Source organism: Neobacillus sp. SuZ13 (assembly GCF_030123365.1).
Taxonomy (GTDB): domain Bacteria; phylum Bacillota; class Bacilli; order Bacillales; family Cytobacillaceae; genus Neobacillus.
Map to the genome: position 1 here is coordinate 1234375 of NZ_CP126107.1, position 23689 is coordinate 1258063.

Below are 23689 nucleotides of genomic sequence, written 5' to 3' on the forward strand. Positions count from 1 at the left end.
GGGGGGAGAAAATGAAAAACGTAATAGAAGTTAATAATTTGCGAAAAGAATTTAAGGCATATTCCAGCCGAACAGGTTTAAAAGGGGCATTTAGGGATTTATTAACAAGAAATTATAAAATTGTTCCTGCAGTTAATGATATTAATTTCTCTGTAAAAAAAGGTGAAATGGTGGGTTATATCGGTGAGAATGGAGCAGGAAAATCTACAACCATAAAAATGCTGACCGGAATTTTAACACCTTCATCAGGAGATATCATTGTAAACGGGATGAACCCGCATAAAGAACGGGAAAAATTTGTCCAAACAATTGGGGTTGTGTTCGGGCAACGTTCCCAATTGTGGTGGGATATTGCTGTTCAGGAATCTTTCCGCCTCTTGAAAAAAGTGTACAAGGTATCCGATGAAGATTATAACACCCACATGAATCATGTGATTCACACATTAGATATTGAACCACTTTTAGATAAGCCAGTAAGAAAATTATCGCTTGGTCAGAGAATGAGATGCGAACTAGCTGCTGCGCTCATTCACAATCCTCCATTATTATTTTTGGATGAACCAACGATTGGATTAGATGTACTTGTAAAGTTGAAAATTCGTGATTTTTTAAAAGAAATTAACGAGAAATATCAAACTACGATTCTTTTAACTACACACGATTTAACAGATATTGAGGCATTGTGCGAGCGAGTAATCATGTTAGATGAAGGTAAGGTCATATATGATGGGGCATTAAAGAATCTTCAGGAGAAATGGGGCGAAGGGAAAGAGATTCAGTTTCAGTTTCTTGAACATGTCGAACTGTCTGCTGTGCATAAACTAACAAGTGAAATTCCTGTAAAGTGGGACCTGGACGAAAAGGAGCAAATCTTTACGGCCACACTGGAAGATAATGATGAAATTATCTCACAAGTCATTGCTCAAGTCGTAGCTGAATTTAAAATAAAAGATGTCAAAATAAATGAAACGTCAACGGAAGAGATCATTCGAAATATTTATGAAAAGGGTGCGGTATAAGTGGATAAATACCTTGAGATGATTAGAATCCGCTTTTTAATGATGCTGGCATACCGAACTAATTATTACACAGGAATTCTAATTTATAGTATTAACATTGGTGCCTATTATTTTCTATGGTCCGCCATTTACGGTTCGAAGGAAGAAATCGTGGGTCTTTCAGTCGCGCAAATGACTACATATGTAGCTGTTTCCTGGATGGCGCGTGCCTTTTATTTTAACAACCTTGATCGTGAAATGGCCTTAGAAATTATGGAAGGGAAGGTCGCTGTTGAACTAATTAGGCCCTATAATTACCTGGGGATGAAAGTTATGCAGGGGTTAGGGGAAGGGATTTTCAGGCTATTCTTCTTTTCGGCTCCAGGACTGATTATCGTTTATTTTGTCTTTCCAGTACAGTTTACATGGGATCTTAGTGTTTGGGGATTGTTTGCCATTTCAATTTTGTTGAGTTTCTTTATTAATACGGAGTTGAATTTATTGACAGGGATTACTACTTTCTTCATATATAATAACTCTGGGCTGATTCGAGCCAAACGTGTTGTCATCGATTTGTTTTCTGGGTTGTTATTGCCGATTAGCTTTTTTCCAGGATGGGCCCAGGATGTGATGAAATATCTTCCCTTTCAAGGAATTAGTTATTTTCCGAGTATGATTGTGACCCAAGGTTTTTCTCAATCACAGGCGATCGATGCAATCATTCAACAATTTGTTTGGGTAATCCTTTTATTTTTTCCAATTCAAATTCTTTGGTCCTTGGCAAAGAAACAACTGATTATTCAAGGGGGGTAAGAGTTGTTTTATATTTCAATGTTTTTTCAATACCTATCTCAGTATTTAAAAACGAGACTTCAATATCGAGCCGATATTTTTGTTGAATTTTTTTCGGATCTATTATCGCAAGCGATAAATTTAATTTTTATAGTAGTTGTCTTTGGCCATACCAATTTACTTAATGGCTGGACAAGGGATGAAATCATTTTTATTTATGGATTTTTCCTCGTCCCATCTGCTGTTTTTTCTGCTTTTTTTAATATTTGGGATTTTAATGAACGGTATATCGTGAAGGGGGAATTGGATCGAATTTTAACAAGACCTATCCACAGCCTCTTTCAAATTATCCTTGAGAGGATTGAACTAGAGTCCTTATTGGGGGCCATTACTGGACTTGCTGTGATGTTTTATTCGGGAAACAGACTTGACCTTTCATTGCACTGGTTTGATCCATTTCTATTTATCCTTTTTGTCATCGGTGGTGCACTTGTTTATGGAGGAGTTTTCATTATGATTGCCTGCATTAGCTTTTGGGCGGACGCCCGTACGTCGCTAATGCCGATGATGTACAACATTAGTAATTATGGCAGATACCCAGTAAACATTTACAATAAACTCATTCGTTTTGTATTAACCTGGGTGCTGCCATTTGCCTTTGTTGGTGTCTACCCCGCTGCCTTTTTTCTTGGCAAAAAGGAATGGTTTTGGTACTCATTTTTAACACCTGTAATTGGTGTTAGTTTCTTCGTGATTGCCGTTATGATATGGAATCAAGGTGTTAAGAAATATAGAGGAGCAGGGAATTAGCTATTTCAGATATTTTATTGTCCAAGCTAGCATAGAAATAAACTACCAGAAGCTAAATTTGAGGTGGTTTATTGTGTTTTTTTTCTTACTACCAATCGTTATTTTTTGCATCTTCATGAGTTTAAGAACGCTTTTTATTCCCAATACAGTTAAAGGTAAGTTAGTATCGATTGATAATTTTTTGTATTTAGGCTCTGTTTATTTGACTGTCATTCTTGGATTTGGCCTTATTTATTTACTTTTTGAGTTAATCGGCATTTCCTTGTTGATGGAAGTAAATAATCAAGATAATAGGAATATTTTTGAGACTAGTTTTTATTTTAGTGCGATGACCTTATTTTCAGTTGGCAATGGTGATGTCATTCCACAAGGGATAGGAAGGATTATTACAGTTGCAGAAGCGTTGATTGGTTATACATTACCAGCAGCATTTGTAGCTCGAGTTATGTTTGACCGGGAAACACTATAATAGATGCAGGATAGTTGTTTTATATGGGTGAATTTTGTTACGCTTACCCTAAGGAATTACATAGGGAGTGGTAAAAGATGACCGTTGAAATTGGAATGCAAGTACCTGATTTTGAGTTGAAGGCTAATAATGGTGAGGTAGTAAATCTGAAAAATTTCCGAGGCACCAATATTGTTTTGTATTTTTATCCAAAGGATATGACGCCTGGATGTACCACAGAAGCATGCGATTTTCGAGATCAAATTCAACAATTTACTGAAGTGGATGCCGTTATTTTGGGGGTAAGTCCTGACCCTGTTGACCGTCATCAAAAATTTGTCGAGAAATATGGATTACCTTTTCTGCTTCTAGCAGATATAGAGCATCAGTTAGCGGATATTTTCGGGGTATGGAAGTTAAAGAAAAACTTTGGCAAAGAATATATGGGGATCGAAAGGTCTACATTTATTATTGATAAGGAAGGCAAGCTTGTGAAAGAATGGAGAAATGTCAAAGTAAAGGGTCATGTTGATGAAGCTTTAACATACATTAGGGAGCAGCTCAGCTAATTCCTAACTGAAGCCTATTTTGTAAAGGAAAGGCATTTGTCCAATGCAAGAAACGAGAGATTGAATATCCTTTTATTAGGGCATACCTCCTCAGATAAAATTTGGGTCCATAGTGGCCCCTTTTTTTATGGAGTTAAATAAGATTTGTATATTATGAGTTTTCTAAATATACAAACCGGTGTTATGATGAAAAAATACTCGCATAATAAGATGTCTTGAAGTCGCGTTTATTAACAGGGGGATAAATACATGAAAATTTATACTAAAACCGGTGATAAAGGAACAACTTCACTTATTTACGGAAAAAGAGTGGCGAAAAACGACTTACGTGTGGAAGCTTACGGCACTTGTGATGAAACCAATTCAATGATTGGCCTTGCGCTTAGTTATTTAAATAAGGAAAATTTTCAAGGAAAAGAAATAATTGATACTATTTATCATAAAATACAAACAAATCTCTTTCATGTCGGTGCAGAGCTGGCAACACCTAAAGGAATGGAAGTAAAGTGGGCACTTACTTTATCAGATATTGAAGAGTTAGAAAAACAGATTGATGAATGGAATGGGGCAATTCCTGAGTTAACAAATTTTATCTTGCCAGGGGGACATCCAGCAGGTGCTGCTTTTCATGTGGCGCGAACAACAGCAAGGAGGGCAGAAAGATGCGCTGTTGGATTAGGCGAAGATGTAAATCCACTTGTATTAGCCTATTTAAATAGACTTTCCGACTTATTGTTTGTGACTGCACGCTATGTAAATTTTCAATTTAGGGCACCTGAACAGACATTACACGGAAAAGGATAATAGACATTACATGTTAATGAGATAACAATATTGACAAAAGTACAATTTACTTAGTAAAATTAATTATAACAATTATAAAGTAAGAATATTTTTTAGAAAGAAGGTGCATGGCGATGAATCAGTTAAAAGAAGCGTTGGATACCTTAAAGGAAACAGGGGTACGCATTACTCCACAACGTCATGCGATACTTGAATATTTAATAAACTCAATGTCACATCCTACTGCAGATGATATTTATAAAGCCCTTGAAGGGAAATTTCCGAATATGAGTGTGGCAACGGTTTACAATAATTTACGAGTATTTCGTGAAGTCGGTCTTGTAAAGGAATTGACTTTCGGGGATGCCTCAAGCCGATTTGACTTTGTTACATCCCATCATTATCATGTCATCTGTGAAAAGTGTGGAAAAATAGTTGACTTTCTATATCCAGGCTTAGATGAAGTGGAGCACTTAGCTTCCCATGTAACAGGTTTCAAAGTCGAAAATCACCGCATGGAAATCTATGGTTCCTGTCCGGAATGTGCAAGTAAAGAGGTACATTAAACTGAAGTAGCAGATTTTTGAAAATAAAGAAGGAAGACTCAAACCACAGTAGCTTTTTTAGCAATTATGGTTTATGTCTTCCTCTTTTTATTTTTTATTATATGACTCGTCAAATTCCTTGCCTACTAGATTAGGATCAAGGGTTAATGGTTCCCGACAATACATACACATATCCACTCGACCAAGCATTTTTGTGTGCTTTTTGCAGCTAGGGCATGTTACTTGGATTGTTTTTGTTGATAGCATTCCAATCCAAAAATAAACAATGGTACTTGCGATAATAAAAAGTAATCCTAAAATCATAAAAATGGTCATAATAAGTGGAGAAGTTCGAAAAAAGATCCCGCCATACATAACAATGAAACCAATAAAAATTAATGATAATGCAAAGGTACGAATTTTATTTATTTTACTCGAATATCTTGCCATGTTACTCCCTCCTATAGAAACTATACCATAATTATGGTAAGAAGGAAAAAGCAAGGATGAAGAATGTCGAAATTTGTCTCTGAAGAAAGAAGGAGATTTGTTTTCATTGTCGAAGTTATATTGCTACCTGAAAAAAATGGAGGAATGATAGATGGAAGACATCCTTCGGCCTATTTATCAAGAACGGGCGAGCCAAATGAATACTCTTGGGGTATTGATGGTAGAGAAAAAACAAAAGTTAAGTCATATAACAGATTCATTTGATGTAATTCTGTTAGTCCTTGTAAAAGAAGCAGAGCAGCCATTATTTATCAAGCACTATTCCTATTATGATAAAAAGGCAGCCATGCATATCATCACGGAAGAGCAGTTGAATGAATGGATATTATTAGGATCGAATCGAAAAATATTTGAATGGCTTTATGAGGCAAAAATCATATTTGACCGGAACGAATATGTGGCCAATTTAAAAACAGAATTGCGTGATTTTCCTTTTAATGGCCGTAAAATAAAAATGGGTTTAGAATTTGCAAAATTGATTCGACGCTATGTGGATGGGAAAGCATTATTTGAAAGTCATCAGTTTTTAGATGCATACAATTATGTTGTTCATTCCCTGCATCACCTTGCAAGGTTGGCTGTACTAGAAAATGGGCTTCACCCAGAGTTAACTGTTTGGAATCAAGTAAAACAGATAGAGCCTGAAATTTATAAATTATATGAGGAGCTCGTGTACAGTGAAGAAACGCTTGAAAAAAGATTAGAACTATTGTTCCTTGCAAGTGAATTTATGATCCATTCGAGGACTAAAATGGGGACAGGTCATTTTTTAGAAGTACTAAGCAGCAGGGAAGTTTGGTTATTCAATGAAATTATGAATGAACAAGAATTGATCCCTTATTCAGTGGATCTAGGAGTATTGCTTGAATATTTAATTGACAAACATTTAATTGATGTAGTGAATATAGAAACTAAAGGCCAAGGTGTTTTTCATAGAGGCTATTGTCTTAATAAAAAATCATTGTAAAAAATATTGAAAACATATTGACCTTTTAAGAATTACTTGGTATATTAATAACCGTCGCTGCGAGACATTAGAGTTTTTGTTTTCGTAAGTGACGGTTAAAAAATGTTGACAGTATTAAATGCTATGTGTTATATTAATAAAGTCGCTTGCGGGCGATGTTAATTGTTCTTTGAAAACTAAACAAACAAAATCGTGCAAACAAACAATAAAATTTAGTTTCAATTATGAACTAAGCCAACGTAACAAATGAGCTAATCAACTTTCTTGGAGAGTTTGATCCTGGCTCAGGACGAACGCTGGCGGCGTGCCTAATACATGCAAGTCGAGCGAGACTCTTCGGAGTCTAGCGGCGGACGGGTGAGTAACACGTGGGCAACCTGCCTGTAAGACTGGGATAACACCGGGAAACCGGTGCTAATACCGGATAATCCTTTTCCTCTCATGAGGAAAAGCTGAAAGTCGGTTTCGGCTGACACTTACAGATGGGCCCGCGGCGCATTAGCTAGTTGGTGAGGTAACGGCTCACCAAGGCGACGATGCGTAGCCGACCTGAGAGGGTGATCGGCCACACTGGGACTGAGACACGGCCCAGACTCCTACGGGAGGCAGCAGTAGGGAATCTTCCACAATGGACGAAAGTCTGATGGAGCAACGCCGCGTGAGCGATGAAGGCCTTCGGGTCGTAAAGCTCTGTTGTTAGGGAAGAACAAGTACCGGAGTAACTGCCGGTACCTTGACGGTACCTAACCAGAAAGCCACGGCTAACTACGTGCCAGCAGCCGCGGTAATACGTAGGTGGCAAGCGTTGTCCGGAATTATTGGGCGTAAAGCGCGCGCAGGCGGTCCTTTAAGTCTGATGTGAAAGCCCACGGCTCAACCGTGGAGGGTCATTGGAAACTGGGGGACTTGAGTGCAGAAGAGGAAAGCGGAATTCCACGTGTAGCGGTGAAATGCGTAGAGATGTGGAGGAACACCAGTGGCGAAGGCGGCTTTCTGGTCTGTAACTGACGCTGAGGCGCGAAAGCGTGGGGAGCAAACAGGATTAGATACCCTGGTAGTCCACGCCGTAAACGATGAGTGCTAAGTGTTAGAGGGTTTCCGCCCTTTAGTGCTGCAGCTAACGCATTAAGCACTCCGCCTGGGGAGTACGGCCGCAAGGCTGAAACTCAAAGGAATTGACGGGGGCCCGCACAAGCGGTGGAGCATGTGGTTTAATTCGAAGCAACGCGAAGAACCTTACCAGGTCTTGACATCCTCTGACACTCCTAGAGATAGGATTTTCCCCTTCGGGGGACAGAGTGACAGGTGGTGCATGGTTGTCGTCAGCTCGTGTCGTGAGATGTTGGGTTAAGTCCCGCAACGAGCGCAACCCTTGATCTTAGTTGCCAGCATTTAGTTGGGCACTCTAAGGTGACTGCCGGTGACAAACCGGAGGAAGGTGGGGATGACGTCAAATCATCATGCCCCTTATGACCTGGGCTACACACGTGCTACAATGGATGGTACAAAGGGCTGCAAGACCGCGAGGTTTAGCCAATCCCATAAAACCATTCTCAGTTCGGATTGCAGGCTGCAACTCGCCTGCATGAAGCCGGAATCGCTAGTAATCGCGGATCAGCATGCCGCGGTGAATACGTTCCCGGGCCTTGTACACACCGCCCGTCACACCACGAGAGTTTGTAACACCCGAAGTCGGTGGGGTAACCGTAAGGAGCCAGCCGCCTAAGGTGGGACAGATGATTGGGGTGAAGTCGTAACAAGGTAGCCGTATCGGAAGGTGCGGCTGGATCACCTCCTTTCTAAGGATAAAGCTGGACCTGTGAGCCAGACAAAACAGTTTGTACACGATCTTTGTTTGTTTAGTTTTGAGGGAGCAATTCTCTCAAAGCTTTTTTTAATCGTTCTTTGAAAACTAGATAATCGTAATGAAGAAGCAAAGTAAACATCGAGTAATCGCCATTTTAGTTTTTCTCTCTTATTTAGTAAGAGTTATAAACCTTTTAGGTTAAGTTAGAAAGGGCGCACGGTGAATGCCTTGGCACTAGGAGCCGATGAAGGACGGGACTAACACCGATATGCTTCGGGGAGCTGTAAGTAAGCTTTGATCCGGAGATTTCCGAATGGGGAAACCCACTGTTCGTAATGGAACAGTATCTTTACCTGAATACATAGGGTATGGAAGGCATACCCGGGGAACTGAAACATCTAAGTACCCGGAGGAAGAGAAAGCAAACGCGATTCCCTGAGTAGCGGCGAGCGAAACGGGACATAGCCCAAACCAAGAGGCTTGCCTCTTGGGGTTGTAGGACACTCAACATGGAGTTACAAAGGAACGGGGTAGATGAAGCGACCTGGAAAGGTCCGTCAGAGAAGGTAAAAACCCTGTAGTCGAAACTTCGTTCCCTCCTGAGTGGATCCTGAGTACGGCCGGACACGTGAAATCCGGTCGGAAGCAGGGAGGACCATCTCCCAAGGCTAAATACTCCCTAGTGACCGATAGTGAACCAGTACCGTGAGGGAAAGGTGAAAAGCACCCCGGAAGGGGAGTGAAATAGTTCCTGAAACCGTGTGCCTACAAGTAGTCAGAGCCCGTTCATGGGTGATGGCGTGCCTTTTGTAGAATGAACCGGCGAGTTACGATCCCATGCAAGGTTAAGTTGAAGAGACGGAGCCGCAGCGAAAGCGAGTCTGAATAGGGCGTATGAGTATGTGGTCGTAGACCCGAAACCAGGTGATCTACCCATGTCCAGGGTGAAGTCCAGGTAACACTGGATGGAGGCCCGAACCCACGCACGTTGAAAAGTGCGGGGATGAGGTGTGGGTAGCGGAGAAATTCCAATCGAACTTGGAGATAGCTGGTTCTCTCCGAAATAGCTTTAGGGCTAGCCTCACGTAGTAAGAGTCTTGGAGGTAGAGCACTGTTTGGACTAGGGGCCCTCATCGGGTTACCGAATTCAGACAAACTCCGAATGCCAAAGACTTATCCGTGGGAGTCAGACTGCGAGTGATAAGATCCGTAGTCAAAAGGGAAACAGCCCAGACCACCAGCTAAGGTCCCAAAGTATACGTTAAGTGGAAAAGGATGTGGAGTTGCTTAGACAACCAGGATGTTGGCTTAGAAGCAGCCACCATTTAAAGAGTGCGTAATAGCTCACTGGTCGAGTGACTCTGCGCCGAAAATGTACCGGGGCTAAACGTATCACCGAAGCTGTGGATTGACATCTTTGATGTCAGTGGTAGGAGAGCGTTCTAAGGGCGTTGAAGCTAGACCGTAAGGACTGGTGGAGCGCTTAGAAGTGAGAATGCCGGTATGAGTAGCGAAAGATGAGTGAGAATCTCATCCACCGAATGCCTAAGGTTTCCTGAGGAAGGCTCGTCCGCTCAGGGTTAGTCGGGACCTAAGCCGAGGCCGAAAGGCGTAGGCGATGGATAACAGGTTGATATTCCTGTACCACCTCTTTATCGTTTGAGCAATGGGGGGACGCAGGAGGATAGGGTAAGCGCGCTGTTGGATATGCGCGTCTAAGCAGTTAGGCTGAGAGGTAGGCAAATCCGCCTCTCGTGAAGGCTGAGCTGTGATAGCGAGGGAAATTTAGTACCGAAGTTCCTGATTCCACACTGCCAAGAAAAGCCTCTAGCGAGATAAAAGGTGCCCGTACCGCAAACCGACACAGGTAGGCGAGGAGAGAATCCTAAGGTGAGCGAGAGAACTCTCGTTAAGGAACTCGGCAAAATGACCCCGTAACTTCGGGAGAAGGGGTGCTTTTTGAGGTGAATAGCCTCGAAGAGCCGCAGTGAATAGGCCCAGGCGACTGTTTAGCAAAAACACAGGTCTCTGCGAAGCCGCAAGGCGAAGTATAGGGGCTGACGCCTGCCCGGTGCTGGAAGGTTAAGAGGAGGGGTTAGCGCAAGCGAAGCTCTGAATCGAAGCCCCAGTAAACGGCGGCCGTAACTATAACGGTCCTAAGGTAGCGAAATTCCTTGTCGGGTAAGTTCCGACCCGCACGAAAGGCGTAACGATCTGGGCACTGTCTCAACGAGAGACTCGGTGAAATTATAGTACCTGTGAAGATGCAGGTTACCCGCGACAGGACGGAAAGACCCCGTGGAGCTTTACTGTAGCCTGATATTGAATTTTGGTACAGCTTGTACAGGATAGGTAGGAGCCTGAGAAGCCGGAGCGCTAGCTTCGGTGGAGGCGTCGGTGGGATACTACCCTGGCTGTATTGAAATTCTAACCCGCACCCCTGATCGGGGTGGGAGACAGTGTCAGGTGGGCAGTTTGACTGGGGCGGTCGCCTCCTAAAAAGTAACGGAGGCGCCCAAAGGTTCCCTCAGAATGGTTGGAAATCATTCGCAGAGTGTAAAGGCACAAGGGAGCTTGACTGCGAGACCTACAAGTCGAGCAGGGACGAAAGTCGGGCTTAGTGATCCGGTGGTTCCGCATGGAAGGGCCATCGCTCAACGGATAAAAGCTACCCCGGGGATAACAGGCTTATCTCCCCCAAGAGTCCACATCGACGGGGAGGTTTGGCACCTCGATGTCGGCTCATCGCATCCTGGGGCTGTAGTCGGTCCCAAGGGTTGGGCTGTTCGCCCATTAAAGCGGTACGCGAGCTGGGTTCAGAACGTCGTGAGACAGTTCGGTCCCTATCCGTCGTGGGCGCAGGAAATTTGAGAGGAGCTGTCCTTAGTACGAGAGGACCGGGATGGACGCACCGCTGGTGTACCAGTTGTTCTGCCAAGAGCATCGCTGGGTAGCTATGTGCGGACGGGATAAGTGCTGAAAGCATCTAAGCATGAAGCCCCCCTCAAGATGAGATTTCCCATAGCGCAAGCTAGTAAGAACCCTGAAAGATGATCAGGTTGATAGGTCAGAGGTGGAAGCGTGGTAACATGTGGAGCTGACTGATACTAATCGTTCGAGGACTTATCCTAATTTTAAGGTGAATTCGAGTTTACCACTTCTTCTGCATTATCTAGTTTTGAGGGAATGAAAAAAATAAATTTTCCTCTTGAAAAATATGAAAAAAACATTATAATAAAATAGTGTCGAATATATGGTCTGGCAATTATGGCGAGAAGGTCACACCCGTTCCCATACCGAACACGGAAGTTAAGCTTCTCAGCGCCGATGGTAGTTGGGACACGCGTCCCTGTGAGAGTAGGACGTTGCCAGGCTGTAATACTATTATATTATTCCGCAGTAGCTCAGTGGTAGAGCTATCGGCTGTTAACCGATCGGTCGTAGGTTCGAGTCCTACCTGCGGAGCCATTTATGGAGAGCTGTCCGAGTGGCCGAAGGAGCACGATTGGAAATCGTGTAGGCGGGTAACCCTGTCTCAAGGGTTCAAATCCCTTGCTCTCCGCCATAAATTTTTAAACGATATGGCCCCTTGGTCAAGCGGTTAAGACACCTCCCTTTCACGGAGGTAACACGGGTTCGAGTCCCGTAGGGGTCACCATATTTATTCACACTAGTGAAATAACTTTCAAAATTATGGAGGATTAGCTCAGCTGGGAGAGCATCTGCCTTACAAGCAGAGGGTCGGCGGTTCGATCCCGTCATCCTCCACCATAATCATATTATTATTATCGCGGGGTGGAGCAACGAGCGTTGCTTCAATGAAAAAACTGCGAGTTGTATCAATCGAGCTGCTTCTTGCATATGCTTACTGAGATTGATACAGTTCATGCAACTAAACGCATGAACTAAATTTTATATTTCTATTATCGCGGGGTGGAGCAGTCCGGTAGCTCGTCGGGCTCATAACCCGAAGGTCGCAGGTTCAAATCCTGTCCCCGCAATTGGTCTGGTAGTTCAGTTGGTTAGAATGCCTGCCTGTCACGCAGGAGGTCGCGGGTTCGAGTCCCGTCCAGACCGCCACTTGTGGCTCAGTAGCTCAGTCGGTAGAGCAAAGGACTGAAAATCCTTGTGTCGGCGGTTCGATTCCGTCCTGAGCCACCTTTAATTTTTGCTTGCACCAGCTGCTAGCATTTTGAATAATATGTGGAGGGGTAGCGAAGTGGCTAAACGCGGCGGACTGTAAATCCGCTCCCTCCGGGTTCGGCGGTTCGAATCCGTCCCCCTCCACCATTTATAGGGGTATAGTTTAAAGGTAGAACGAAGGTCTCCAAAACCTTTGGTGTGGGTTCAATTCCTACTACCCCTGCCAATTTTATAGTGGCGATTGTGGCGAAGTGGTTAACGCATCGGATTGTGGTTCCGACATTCGTGGGTTCGATTCCCATCAGTCGCCCCATCATATAAAAATATTAATTTGTATACATTGGGCTATAGCCAAGCGGTAAGGCATCGCACTTTGACTGCGACATGCGTTGGTTCAAATCCAGCTAGCCCAGCCAATTTGCGGAAGTAGTTCAGTGGTAGAACACCACCTTGCCAAGGTGGGGGTCGCGGGTTCGAATCCCGTCTTCCGCTCCAATATTTATGGCGGCATAGCCAAGTGGTAAGGCAGAGGTCTGCAAAACCTTTACCACCGGTTCGAATCCGGTTGCCGCCTCCATATTATTTGCCAACTATGGATAAGAACAGGTAATTAGATTTCGCCGGGGTGGCGGAACTGGCAGACGCACAGGACTTAAAATCCTGCGGTAGGTGACTACCGTACCGGTTCGATTCCGGTCCTCGGCATTGCTTTATCAAAACATTTTAATACGCGCCGGTGTGGCGGAATTGGCAGACGCGCACGACTCAAAATCGTGTTCCGTGAGGAGTATCGGTTCGACCCCGATCACCGGTATCAAATTGATTGAAAAAAGTTGTTCATAATTTTATGAGCAACTTTTTTTTGACTTAATTTTATTTCGCTCTTTTCTAAAAGCATATTGCTTCTTAAATTCGCCCATTGAAACACTAGATTCGCCCAAAGAAGGCCGAAATTCGCCCATTAATACCCAAGATTCGCTCATAGAACTTAAAAATTCGCCCATTGAAGGGATAAGTCATTAAATCTAACTAAAAAGTCATATAGTAAAGTGTAATTTCACACGAAATATCGATTTTAAATGGGCTCTGCTTGAGATATCACAACATTATTTTCGAAAACAGGCTTTATTTTTCTAAGATGGTTAATTCCAGGTACATTTTCCTCATTATATAAGTGATTTCGACAAAATCTGCATTTTCCCCTTGACTATAGTAAAAATAGTGTGTATTATAATAAAGGTAAGTTGCTGATTCATTAATTTATATAATGCGGGTGTAGTTTACTGGTAAAACCTCAGCCTTCCAAGCTGATGTAGTGGGTTCGATTCCCATCACCCGCTCCATACATATTAACTAACGCAGTTTATCGTTACATTAGAGAACGATGAGTTGCGTTTTTTCTTATACAAAAAGGTGCCCTATGGACACCTGATTATTTGGAAGGACGCTTCTCCTCCATGTATTTGTATAAACATGTTCATTAATGACTCTGTTAATCTCATCGACTTTTCAACATCGGTTGATGGTCTCAAATATATTACTTGCAGGGCATTTTGGGTAGCAAAAGTTACAGGTGCTCTATCCGAATCGACAAATGGACTTCCGAAGGCCCCTACATTATCCGAAGATACGATCAGACGATTCAAAGAATTTATCCGCCCATTCAATCCAGTATACTCCTCCTCTTCTGTTCCTAATCGAATGCTAATCGCTCCATTCAAGTTATCCAGATCGTAAATTCCAATAGGTACTTGATATTGTAAGGAGAAAAAGTTATTAATATCAGTAGCACTCTGTATAGATGAAAGGAAATTTTGTTTTTGTACCCTTCTATACAAAGCTTCAACTGAAGGACGATACCGATTGGGATCTTTCCCGTATATTTTAAAAATGTTACGCCATTCCTGAATTCCTGAGAGTTCAGTAACATTTTTATTTTCTAAATCAAAATAAATAGATTCTTGAAAAAGCTGAAGTCTTCCTCTAATCATTTGCGGTGATTCAGCGACTGTAATATTTTTATATACAATGATCCCCACTTTAAAGTTAGGAATTTTCTCGATTATTTCCTCTGAGAGTTTAATTTCCAACCATTCCACCTCCAAAATTCAATGAAAATAGTTTATCATAAATAGATGTGCAACTAATAATTTAACAATCCATATTTATTATAAATCACTTCGAAGGAAGGGAGGGGACCACATGAATATTGAAGAGTTAAAGGAAGAAATAATTGCCTATAGTAAGGTAATTGGCATTGATAAAATTGGTTTTACGACATCTGACACGTTCACTGAATTAAAAAATCGACTAATAAGGCAGCAGGCACTCAACTACCAATCCGGATTTGAAGAACCAGATATAGAGAAACGAGTGAACCCTTCATTATTACTAGAGGAACCTCGTTCGATCATCTCAATTGCAATTGCTTACCCTTCCAAGATGAATCACCGTGTTGAAAGTAAAAAGGGTGAGAGGAGAGGGATTTTCAGCAGGGCCTCATGGGGGCTTGATTATCACCATGTGCTAAATGATAGGCTTAAGAAATTAGAAGAGTTTATCACTACAAAGGTACCTGATGCAAGGTTAAAATCGATGGTTGATACGGGAGAGCTCTCAGATCGAGCCGTAGCTGAACGAGCTGGCATCGGTTGGAGTGGAAAAAACTGCGCCATTATTACACCTGAGTTTGGGTCGTATGTGTATTTGGGTGAAATGATTACAAGTATTCCCTTTGAACCTGATTCTCCAATAGAAGACCAATGCGGGTCATGTACAAAGTGCTTGGATGCTTGTCCCACCGGAGCCTTGGTCCAAGGTGGACAGATTAACGCACAACGCTGTCTTTCTTTTTTAACACAAACAAAAACATTTATTCCAGATGAGTATAGAGATAAAATTGGTAACCGCATATATGGTTGTGATTCATGTCAAACTGCCTGTCCTATTAACAAAGGGAAGAACTATCATTTTCATGAAGAACTGGAAGCACAGCCTGAAGTGGCGAAACCCTTATTAAGGCCGATTCTAAAATTAAGTAATCGAGAATTTAAAGCTCAATTTGGACATGTATCTGGTGCTTGGAGAGGGAAAAAGCCAATCCAACGGAATGCAATTATTGCCCTTGGGCATTTTAAGGATGAAACAGCCATTCCTGATTTAGTAGATATTCTAGAGAATGAGGGAAGTCCAGTTTCAAGAGGAACAGCAGCTTGGGCCCTTGGGAAAATTGGCGGTGAGACAGCTTTTGCGGCCTTAAATAAAGCTCAGGAACATGAACAGGATCTTGAAGTACAAAATGAAATAGAAAAAGCCTTAAGTTTTTATAGGTAAAATGAGCGAACTCAAGTGGTTCGCTTATTTTTTTGATTGAATCCCTGTCTTCTCACATATGTATGAAGGAAAGGGGTGAGGAATATGCTTCATTTGATACAAGAGTTATTTGAAAAAAGAGTCAGTCAATTTGTTTCCGATAAAAGAACACATAAAGTATTTTTTCCAAAGGCTGAAAATAAGCAAAGTACATTAGCAAAAAGATCCGCTGAAGTTGTAAAAGTAAAAGCTTCCGGCAGAATCATAGAAATTGATAAAGAGGAAGAATTTCAAACGGTAAAATATCAGGCCCATTATCAATATTTAATCAAGCAAAAAGGTTTGTTGTATATGGAAGAAGAAGTGGAAGAAAGATTAGCTAAGTTTTATAAAGAGGCTTTAGTGTTGGATGAGGAAATTAATCCGTATGCACCTCAAGAAACTTATCAAACGCCTGCAGAATTTATTGTAGAGGACCTAGATGAGCGATTGAGTTTTCAGTACAATCGTTTAAAGGCTGTTCAATATGCAGAACGGTGGTGGAATAGCTATAATCCTGCATATAAAAAATTTGAAAATGATTGCACCAATTTCATCTCACAATGCCTTCATAGTGGCGGAGCACCGATGAGAGGCTATCCTAATCGGGCAGCAGGTTGGTGGCTCCAAAAAAGCAATTATAGCTATAGTTGGGCAGTGGCACACTCTCTAAAGGGATACTTAGCTAATTCAAAAATTGGTTTACGGGCAAGGGAAGTAAGCAGTCCGGACCAATTATTATTGGGAGATATAATTTGTTACGATTTTGAAGGGGATGGACGGTTTAATCATAATACAATTGTGACGGGTAAGGATGCAAATGGCATGCCGTTAGTTAATGCCCATACGTATAATAGTCGAATGAGGTATTGGGCATACGAAGATTCATCCGCCTATACGCCAAATATTAAATACAGATTTTTTTCAATCATCGATTAAGGATGCTTAATTATTGAAAGGGTCTATGATAATGGTATAATTGCATGTAGAGTTTTTACATGAGGTGAATTCCATGTCAATTAATGTTGTTTTATATCAACCGCAGATCCCTTCCAATACAGGAAATATTGCAAGAACATGTGCAGGAACAGATACAAATTTACATCTAATCCGTCCATTAGGCTTTTCTACGGATGACAAAATGCTAAAAAGAGCAGGACTCGATTATTGGGAACACGTTAATATCTCCTATTATGATTCTCTTGATGACTTTTATGAGAAAAATGCAGGCGGTGAATTTTTTTATATTACAAAATTTGGACAGAAGGCTTTTAGCAGTTTTGATTACAGTAATTCAAGTAAAGATTATTATTTTATCTTTGGGCGTGAAACAACAGGACTTCCGAAAGATGTCATTGAAAATAATAAAGAAGTCAGCTTGCGAATTCCTATGAATGAAAATATTCGTTCTCTAAATTTGTCCAATACAGCCGCTATTCTTATCTATGAAGCGCTTAGGCAGCAAAACTATGCGCATCTACAATAATCCGAGGGGGCCAAAATGGCCCCCTTTTGAGTAATGGAAAGGAAGATTGTTATGAATGAAGTTATCAAAACAATATTAAACCACCGCTCTCATCGTCTTTTTGAGGACAAGCAACTAACAGACGAACAAATTAAAACGATCATTACTTGTGCTCAATCGGCATCCACATCCAGTTTTATTCAGGCCTACTCTATAATTGGTATTAGAGACAAAGAAAAAAAGAAAAAACTAGCAGAGATTGCAGGCAATCAGGAATATGTTGAAAACAACGGCCACTTTTTTGTCTTTTGTGCAGATTTATACCGCCATACCATTATTGGGGAGAATGAACAGATAGATGTTACCCCTTCGATTGAAAGCACGGAAAAGTTCATGGTAGCTCTCATTGATGCATCTTTAGCCGCACAAAATGCAGCGATTGCCGCAGAATCGATGGGGTTAGGGATTTGTTACATAGGTGGAATTCGCAATAATTTAGATGAGGTAACTAAGATTTTAAAAACACCAGATCGGGTTATTCCTTTGTTTGGACTGGCAGTTGGGTTTCCGACAAAATTAAATGAAAAAAAACCGAGGCTGCCATTTGAACATGTTTATCATGAAGACGAATATGAACAAAATAAAGAGGTTTACATTGACCAGTTACAAAATTATGATAACTTAATTTCTAACTATTATGAAGAGCGGACAGATGGGAAAAGAAAAGACCGCTGGACAGAACAAATGGCTAGGATGCTTGATCGGAAGAGTAGAATGTACATGAAGGAATTTATTCAAAAAAATAAACTGGATCTCCACTAAAAAAGCTGCCAATCGGCAGCTTTTATTTGGTTGAACCTGGTTTGTCGTTATAACCTGATGTGAAGATTGCCGCTAAAAACGCACCCATGACTAAACAAACGATGAAAGTGTTCATATTTATGTAATCCTCCTTCGTCATACATTTTTCAATTTTATCACACATATAGTCTTATTATAGCCTATCTTATAAAAATGAAAAGAGGAAGATTCTTTTTATTGTAACAAAAAAGATAGACGCTAACTGCAATGGTTACGCATGTTCAAAAGCTTATCAGCATAGAGTATATTAAATCGTCTCTGATTAACCTACGGGGGAGGGCCTTATGGATATTCTAAAAAAAATCGAGATGTATCGCGAAGAAGAAGAAAAGTTACGTTGGGAAGGGTCATTCGCAGACTATTTACAGTTGTTGAAAGAGAAGCCATGGGTTGCACAGTCGGCACATTCACGAGTTTATAATATGCTTAAGGATGCAGGAATTACAGAAGAAAAAGGGACGAAGAAGTACGAATTCTTTAGCAATCAATTATTTGGTTTAGAGGAGTCGCTTGAGAGGCTTGTGGAAGAATACTTCCACCCAGCTGCAAAAAGATTGGATGTAAGAAAACGTATTTTATTATTAATGGGTCCAGTAAGCGGAGGGAAGTCTACTCTTGTTACCATGTTAAAAAGGGGGCTAGAAGCCTACTCGCTCACTGATCGGGGCTCTGTATTTGCTATTAAAGGATGCCCGATGCATGAGGATCCACTCCATTTAATCCCACATCATTTGCGAAAGGACTTCTTTGATGAATATGGCATCCGCATTGAAGGTAATCTTTCACCGCTGAACATGATGCGTCTTGAACAGGAGTATGGCGGGAGGATTGAGGATGTATTAGTCGAAAGAATCTTTTTCTCCGAAGATAAACGAACAGGGATTGGTACATTCAGCCCATCCGATCCAAAATCTCAGGATATTGCTGATTTAACGGGTAGTATCGATTTTTCAACGATTGCGGAATATGGTTCTGAATCAGACCCGCGTGCTTATCGATTCGATGGTGAACTTAATAAGGCTAACCGAGGAATGATGGAGTTCCAGGAGATGTTAAAGTGTGATGAGAAATTTTTGTGGCACTTGCTGTCTCTTACTCAAGAAGGGAATTTTAAGGCTGGACGGTTTGCTCTCATTAGTGCGGATGAGTTAATTGTGGCGCATACGAACGAAACGGAGTACCGGTCCTTTATCTCCAACAAGAAGAACGAAGCACTGCATTCACGGATTATTGTTATGCCAATTCCGTATAACTTAAAGGTGTCACAAGAAGAAAGAATTTATGAAAAGATGATCAATGAAAGTGATGTTTCTGATGTTCACATTGCACCGCATACGTTAAAAGTAGCTGCGATGTTTACTATTCTTACGCGTTTAAAGGAACCGAAAAAAGGCGATATTGATTTACTTAAAAAAATGCGCCTTTATGATGGGGAAAGCGTGGAAGGATTTAATACAGCTGATGTGGATGAACTGAAGAAGGAATATCCTGATGAAGGTATGAGTGGTATCGACCCTCGTTACGTAATTAACCGAATTTCATCAACAATCATTCGAAAGGAAATACCATCAATTAATGCACTTGATGTATTAAGATCATTAAAAGATGGACTCGACCAGCACCCGTCCATCACCGCAGAGTTACGGGAACGTTATATGAATTATATTTCATTAGCCCGAAAAGAGTATGATAATATTGCCAAGAAGGAAGTCCAAAAGGCATTTGTGTATTCATATGAAGAATCTGCGAAAACCTTAATGGACAATTACCTAGATAATGTGGAAGCCTATTGCAATAAATCGAAACTGCGTGACCCGCTCACTGGCGAGGAGATCAATCCAGATGAGAAGTTGATGCGCTCCATTGAAGAACAAATTGGTATTTCTGAAAATGCGAAAAAGGCCTTTAGGGAGGAAGTTCTTATTAGGATTTCAGCCTTTGCGAGAAAAGGGAAACGATTTGACTATAATTCTCATGATCGCCTCCGTGAAGCTATTCAAAAGAAATTGTTTGCTGATCTAAAAGACGTTGTGAAAATTACCACGTCTTCAAAAACACCTGATGAACAGCAACTCAAGAAAATTAATAATGTAGTTGCAAGATTAGTGGATGAACATGGCTATAATACAACGTCAGCGAATGAATTACTTCGTTATGTTGGAAGTCTATTAAATAGATAAGTTGGGGTTAAAATAGCAGGGACTGGCAGAAGGAAATCTGTCAGTCTATTTTTTTCCTTATTCAAATTCACGAAGAATCTGTAATGCTCCCACTTTACACTTTGTCCAATTTTATAGGCGAATACACAATTGTCGAAATAATTTGTAAATTATTCTTTATTTCTGCATAGGATAAAGTAATCCATATTTATCTTAATTTTTCACTCGCGTTATCATATGTATTTGATGAAAATTTGTGCATTTTGGAACCTATTAAATTTATAAGGAGGGGTTTACATTGTCAACAAACAACCATCAATTTGTCATTTCAAGAGAAGATTGGTCCCTCCACCGTAAAGGCCACGATGACCAGCAAAGGCATCAGGAAAAAGTCCAGGAGGCAATTCGAAACAATCTTCCCGACTTAATTACTGAAGAAAGCATAATCATGTCTAACGGTCGAGATGTCGTAAAAATTCCAATTCGTTCATTGGACGAATATAAAATCCGTTATAATTATGACAAAAACAAACACGTGGGCCAAGGTGATGGTGACAGTCAAGTAGGTGATGTAGTAGCACGTGATGGTTCTAGCGGCCAGAAGGGACCTGGAAAAGGCCAAGGAGCTGGCGACCAAGCAGGTGAAGATTACTTTGAGGCGGAAGTATCATTAATGGAGCTAGAGGAAGCATTATTTAAACAATTGGAGCTTCCAAATTTGAAAAGAAAAGAAGAGCAAGAACATCTAGTTGAAAACATTGAATTTAATGATATTCGCAAAACAGGGCTGATGGGGAATATTGATAAGAAACGGACGATGATGTCAGCTTTTAAAAGAAATGCGATGACTGGAAAGCCAGCATTTCACCCGATTTACAAGGACGATTTAAAATTTAAGACCTGGAATGAAGTCATCAAACCAGATTCTAAAGCAGTAGTTATTGCCATGATGGATACAAGTGGATCGATGGGGATCTGGGAAAAGTATATGGCCCGAAGCTTTTTCTTTTGGATGACTCGATTTTTAAGAACCAAATATGAAACGGTGGAAATTGAATTTATTGCCCACCATACTGAGGCTAAAGTTGTTTCAGAGGAAGACTTCTTTTCAAAGGGTGAAAGTGGTGGAACCATTTGTTCATCCGCATACCGCAAAGCACTTGAAATCATTGATGCCAAATATAATCCACGAAAGTTCAACATCTATCCATTCCATTTTTCAGACGGCGATAATCTTACTTCGGACAACGCCCGCTGTGTGAAGCTAGTGGAAGAATTAATGAAAGTGTCTAATATGTTTGGCTACGGTGAAGTAAATCAATATAACCGCCATTCAACGTTAATGTCCGCCTATAAGAACATTAAAGACGATCAATTCCGTTACTATATTCTTAAACAAAAAGCAGATGTCTTTCATGCCATGAAGAGTTTCTTCCAAGCAGAGGAATCGAAATTATTCGCTTAACAAAAACGACTGGTGTCAGGCACCAGTCGTTTCTGCTGTTATTCAATGGATAGGATTCCGTCTTGACCTTGGGATGAGTGTCCCTGTTTTTTTACATTTAATTTTGTTAAGTTTGTAAAGATAATTGGAGTAACTGTTGATGGTGCTGACTTTTTAATGAAATCTAAGTCAAATTTTAAAATCTCCTGACCTTTTTTAATCTTTTCTCCATCTTTTACAAGCACGGTAAAACCTTCGCCTTTTAAATTTACAGTATCCATGCCGACATGGATGAGAATTTCATATCCTTGATTTGACTTGATGCCAATAGCATGTTTAGTAGGAAATACGTTCATAATTTCACCATCAACAGGTGAAACTACAGAACCCTTAGATGGAACGATTGCAAAACCATCCCCCATCATTCTTTGGGAGAAGACTTGATCTGGCACTTCAGTAATCGGGATAATTTCCCCTTCGATTGGCATAACGAAATCTTTTTCAGAAAGTGGAGAGCGTTCATTCGATTCCACTGGAGTATAAGTATCATTTTTGGTTGTATTAATTTTCTTCATCGCATTTGGATTATTACGAAGTTTTAAAATTTCGTCTGCTACGAATTGTACATTCGTTCCAACAATTACTTGAATGCTTTGCTTTCCAACAATATTAATTCCTGGTACACCAGTCGATTTAATTTTTTGTTGATCAACTGCGTTCATGTCTTTTACTTCCATCCTTAAACGAGTTACACAATTGTCAACAGAAGTTACGTTGGCATCTCCACCTAATCCTTCATAAATCTGTGCTGCCATAACAGTAAATTTACTTTCACCGGTTGCAACATTGATTTCAGAAGATTCTTCATCATCCTCTTCACGTCCAGGAGTCATCAAGTTAAATTTCGTAATGATGAATCTGAATAAGAAATAATAGATTACCGCAAACACTAAGCCTTGAACTATTAACATGTAAGGATGGTTTGCTAACGGTAATCTAGAACTTAAAATAAAGTCAACTAGACCCGCACTAAAACCAAATCCAGCCGTCCAATGGAATACAGCTGCAATGGCTAAGGAAATCCCTGTTAAAACCGCGTGCACTACATAAAGCATTGGAGCTACAAACATAAAGGCAAATTCAATTGGTTCTGTTACACCAGTAAAGAACGCTGCGAAACCTGCTGCTAACATTAAGGAAGCCACAGCTTTTTTCTTTTTGTCCTTTGCAGTATGGTACATCGCTAATGCTGCTGCTGGTAAACCAAACATCATGACAGGGAAGAATCCTGCTTGATACATACCAGTAACACCTTTTGTTCCTTTCCCAGCCCAGAAATTACCGATATCATTAATTCCAGCTACGTCAAACCAGAATACTGAGTTTAAGGCATGGTGCAAACCAGTTGGAATCAATAAACGGTTAAAGAATCCATATAAACCTGCACCAAAAGCGCCTAAATGAGCAATACCTTTACCAAATGAAACAAGTCCTGTAAAGATAACAGGCCATAAGAAGAATAGTATCGCAGAAACAGCAAGCATAGATACCGCAGTCATGATTGGGACAAGACGCTTACCAGAGAAAAATGCTAAAGCATCTGGTAATTTAACATGGCTAAAGCGATTGTACATCGTGGAAGCAACAATACCAGAAAGAATACCAACAAAAGCATTTCCAATCTTTACAAACGCAGGATCTACCTCTTCTGGTTTAATCCCTTCGAGCAATGCCACTGAGCCTGGTGAAAGCAGGGTTGTCACAACTAGGTAGGCAACCAAACCACTTAACGCGGACGAACCATCTTTCTCTTTAGCCATCCCTAATGCTACCCCAACGGCAAATAGGATAGGGATATTATCAATAATCGATGAACCTGCTTTAATTAGGAAAGCCGCTAGCGGACTATCCGCCCCCCAACCCGTAGGGTCGATCCAATAACCAATACCCATCAAGATAGCTGCAGCCGGTAAAACAGCTACAGGTAACATCAATGAACGACCAATTCTTTGTAAATATTTCTTCATCACATTACCT

The 23689-nt window shown here is 41.0% G+C and carries 17 protein-coding genes, 16 tRNA genes, 3 rRNA genes and 1 pseudogene; 33 read left to right on the forward strand and 4 right to left on the reverse strand.

What is annotated here, in order from left to right; translation table 11 throughout:
• The first annotated feature begins 11 nt into the window (after positions 1-11).
• From QNH17_RS05850 to perR, 7 genes are all read left to right on the forward strand, one after another.
• A complete protein-coding gene (locus tag QNH17_RS05850; RefSeq protein WP_283877845.1) occupies positions 12-1019 on the forward strand; it encodes an ABC transporter ATP-binding protein in 1008 nt (335 codons plus the stop codon).
• Entirely contained in the window at positions 1020-1811 is a 792-nt protein-coding gene (locus QNH17_RS05855) for an ABC transporter permease (protein ID WP_283877846.1), read from the forward strand. It abuts the gene before it with no gap.
• A gap of 3 nt (positions 1812-1814) precedes the next feature.
• Entirely contained in the window at positions 1815-2600 is a 786-nt protein-coding gene (locus QNH17_RS05860) for an ABC transporter permease (protein ID WP_283877847.1), read from the forward strand.
• A 73-nt stretch (positions 2601-2673) separates the two neighbouring features.
• A complete protein-coding gene (locus QNH17_RS05865) occupies positions 2674-3069 on the forward strand; it encodes an ion channel (RefSeq protein WP_313958721.1) in 396 nt (131 codons plus the stop codon).
• Positions 3070-3146: 77 nt separating this feature from the next.
• Positions 3147-3617 (forward strand): thioredoxin-dependent thiol peroxidase, encoded by a 471-nt coding sequence (gene bcp / locus QNH17_RS05870; protein WP_283877848.1) that lies wholly within the window; start codon positions 3147-3149, stop codon positions 3615-3617.
• Positions 3618-3866: 249 nt separating this feature from the next.
• Positions 3867-4421 carry a cob(I)yrinic acid a,c-diamide adenosyltransferase gene (locus tag QNH17_RS05875; RefSeq protein ID WP_283877849.1) on the forward strand — a complete coding sequence of 185 codons (555 nt, stop codon included), beginning with the start codon at positions 3867-3869 and terminating at the stop codon, positions 4419-4421.
• A gap of 107 nt (positions 4422-4528) precedes the next feature.
• The gene (perR, locus tag QNH17_RS05880; RefSeq protein WP_026564336.1) at positions 4529-4966 is read left to right on the forward strand and encodes a peroxide-responsive transcriptional repressor PerR; all 438 of its coding nucleotides are present in this window, start codon (positions 4529-4531) and stop codon (positions 4964-4966) included.
• Between the two features lie 87 nt (positions 4967-5053).
• On the opposite strand, the gene QNH17_RS05885 is transcribed toward perR, so the two are convergent.
• Positions 5054-5395 (reverse strand): YgzB family protein, encoded by a 342-nt coding sequence (locus QNH17_RS05885; RefSeq protein WP_283877850.1) that lies wholly within the window; start codon positions 5393-5395, stop codon positions 5054-5056.
• A gap of 151 nt (positions 5396-5546) precedes the next feature.
• Here QNH17_RS05885 and QNH17_RS05890 point away from each other — a divergent pair, with 151 nt between their 5' ends.
• The 20 genes from QNH17_RS05890 (at position 5547) to QNH17_RS05985 (ending at position 13715) form a co-directional block, all read left to right on the forward strand.
• Positions 5547-6422 carry a nucleotidyltransferase-like protein gene (locus QNH17_RS05890; protein ID WP_283877851.1) on the forward strand — a complete coding sequence of 292 codons (876 nt, stop codon included), beginning with the start codon at positions 5547-5549 and terminating at the stop codon, positions 6420-6422.
• A 261-nt stretch (positions 6423-6683) separates the two neighbouring features.
• Positions 6684-8221: ribosomal RNA gene (locus QNH17_RS05895) — 16S ribosomal RNA — on the forward strand.
• 204 nt (positions 8222-8425) lie between these two features.
• A 23S ribosomal RNA gene (locus QNH17_RS05900) occupies positions 8426-11360 on the forward strand.
• A 126-nt stretch (positions 11361-11486) separates the two neighbouring features.
• Positions 11487-11603: ribosomal RNA gene (rrf, locus tag QNH17_RS05905) — 5S ribosomal RNA — on the forward strand.
• The 16S, 23S and 5S rRNA genes sit together here with 16 tRNA genes alongside, the layout of an rRNA operon.
• A 19-nt stretch (positions 11604-11622) precedes the next feature.
• Positions 11623-11697, forward strand: a tRNA-Asn gene (locus QNH17_RS05910).
• 5 nt (positions 11698-11702) lie between these two features.
• Positions 11703-11794: transfer RNA gene (locus QNH17_RS05915), tRNA-Ser, on the forward strand.
• Positions 11795-11812: 18 nt separating this feature from the next.
• Positions 11813-11887, forward strand: a tRNA-Glu gene (locus QNH17_RS05920).
• A 37-nt stretch (positions 11888-11924) separates the two neighbouring features.
• Positions 11925-12000, forward strand: a tRNA-Val gene (locus QNH17_RS05925).
• A gap of 156 nt (positions 12001-12156) precedes the next feature.
• Positions 12157-12230 (forward strand) — tRNA-Met (locus QNH17_RS05930).
• Between the two features lie 2 nt (positions 12231-12232).
• A tRNA-Asp gene (locus QNH17_RS05935) sits at positions 12233-12309 on the forward strand.
• 5 nt (positions 12310-12314) lie between these two features.
• Positions 12315-12387: transfer RNA gene (locus tag QNH17_RS05940), tRNA-Phe, on the forward strand.
• Between the two features lie 47 nt (positions 12388-12434).
• Positions 12435-12519 (forward strand) — tRNA-Tyr (locus tag QNH17_RS05945).
• Positions 12520-12524: 5 nt separating this feature from the next.
• Positions 12525-12598, forward strand: a tRNA-Trp gene (locus QNH17_RS05950).
• Positions 12599-12609: 11 nt separating this feature from the next.
• Positions 12610-12685: transfer RNA gene (locus QNH17_RS05955), tRNA-His, on the forward strand.
• 28 nt (positions 12686-12713) lie between these two features.
• Positions 12714-12788, forward strand: a tRNA-Gln gene (locus QNH17_RS05960).
• 4 nt (positions 12789-12792) lie between these two features.
• A tRNA-Gly gene (locus tag QNH17_RS05965) sits at positions 12793-12867 on the forward strand.
• 8 nt (positions 12868-12875) lie between these two features.
• Positions 12876-12949, forward strand: a tRNA-Cys gene (locus QNH17_RS05970).
• Positions 12950-12991: 42 nt separating this feature from the next.
• A tRNA-Leu gene (locus QNH17_RS05975) sits at positions 12992-13077 on the forward strand.
• Positions 13078-13104: 27 nt separating this feature from the next.
• Positions 13105-13186: transfer RNA gene (locus tag QNH17_RS05980), tRNA-Leu, on the forward strand.
• A gap of 455 nt (positions 13187-13641) precedes the next feature.
• A tRNA-Gly gene (locus QNH17_RS05985) sits at positions 13642-13715 on the forward strand.
• 75 nt (positions 13716-13790) lie between these two features.
• Here QNH17_RS05985 and QNH17_RS05990 read toward each other — a convergent pair.
• Positions 13791-14462: a B3/B4 domain-containing protein gene (locus QNH17_RS05990; RefSeq protein ID WP_283877852.1), complete on the reverse strand. Its 672-nt coding sequence runs from the start codon at positions 14460-14462 to the stop codon at positions 13791-13793.
• A gap of 112 nt (positions 14463-14574) precedes the next feature.
• Between QNH17_RS05990 and queG the strand changes: the two genes are divergently transcribed.
• The 6 genes from queG to yhbH all read left to right on the forward strand — a co-directional run bounded on the left by queG (position 14575) and on the right by yhbH (position 21673).
• Positions 14575-15705, forward strand: coding sequence for a tRNA epoxyqueuosine(34) reductase QueG (gene queG, locus QNH17_RS05995; protein ID WP_283877853.1), 1131 nt, complete (start codon positions 14575-14577; stop codon positions 15703-15705).
• 84 nt (positions 15706-15789) lie between these two features.
• Positions 15790-16662: an amidase domain-containing protein gene (locus QNH17_RS06000; RefSeq protein ID WP_283877854.1), complete on the forward strand. Its 873-nt coding sequence runs from the start codon at positions 15790-15792 to the stop codon at positions 16660-16662.
• 73 nt (positions 16663-16735) lie between these two features.
• Positions 16736-17209, forward strand: coding sequence for a tRNA (uridine(34)/cytosine(34)/5-carboxymethylaminomethyluridine(34)-2'-O)-methyltransferase TrmL (gene trmL, locus QNH17_RS06005; protein ID WP_283877855.1), 474 nt, complete (start codon positions 16736-16738; stop codon positions 17207-17209).
• A 51-nt stretch (positions 17210-17260) separates the two neighbouring features.
• The gene (nfsA, locus tag QNH17_RS06010; RefSeq protein WP_283877856.1) at positions 17261-18010 is read left to right on the forward strand and encodes an oxygen-insensitive NADPH nitroreductase; all 750 of its coding nucleotides are present in this window, start codon (positions 17261-17263) and stop codon (positions 18008-18010) included.
• 323 nt (positions 18011-18333) lie between these two features.
• Positions 18334-20229 carry a PrkA family serine protein kinase gene (locus tag QNH17_RS06015; protein WP_144554722.1) on the forward strand — a complete coding sequence of 632 codons (1896 nt, stop codon included), beginning with the start codon at positions 18334-18336 and terminating at the stop codon, positions 20227-20229.
• A gap of 277 nt (positions 20230-20506) precedes the next feature.
• Positions 20507-21673 (forward strand): sporulation protein YhbH, encoded by a 1167-nt coding sequence (gene yhbH, locus QNH17_RS06020; RefSeq protein ID WP_026565896.1) that lies wholly within the window; start codon positions 20507-20509, stop codon positions 21671-21673.
• Positions 21674-21711: 38 nt separating this feature from the next.
• Here the strand turns inward: yhbH and QNH17_RS06025 are convergent, their stop codons facing one another.
• Entirely contained in the window at positions 21712-22227 is a 516-nt protein-coding gene (locus QNH17_RS06025; RefSeq protein ID WP_349632582.1) for a PTS sugar transporter subunit IIA, read from the reverse strand.
• 15 nt (positions 22228-22242) lie between these two features.
• Positions 22243-23679, reverse strand: a pseudogene (gene nagE, locus QNH17_RS06030) (N-acetylglucosamine-specific PTS transporter subunit IIBC); the annotation flags it as partial.
• Between the last annotated feature and the right edge of the window lie 10 nt (positions 23680-23689).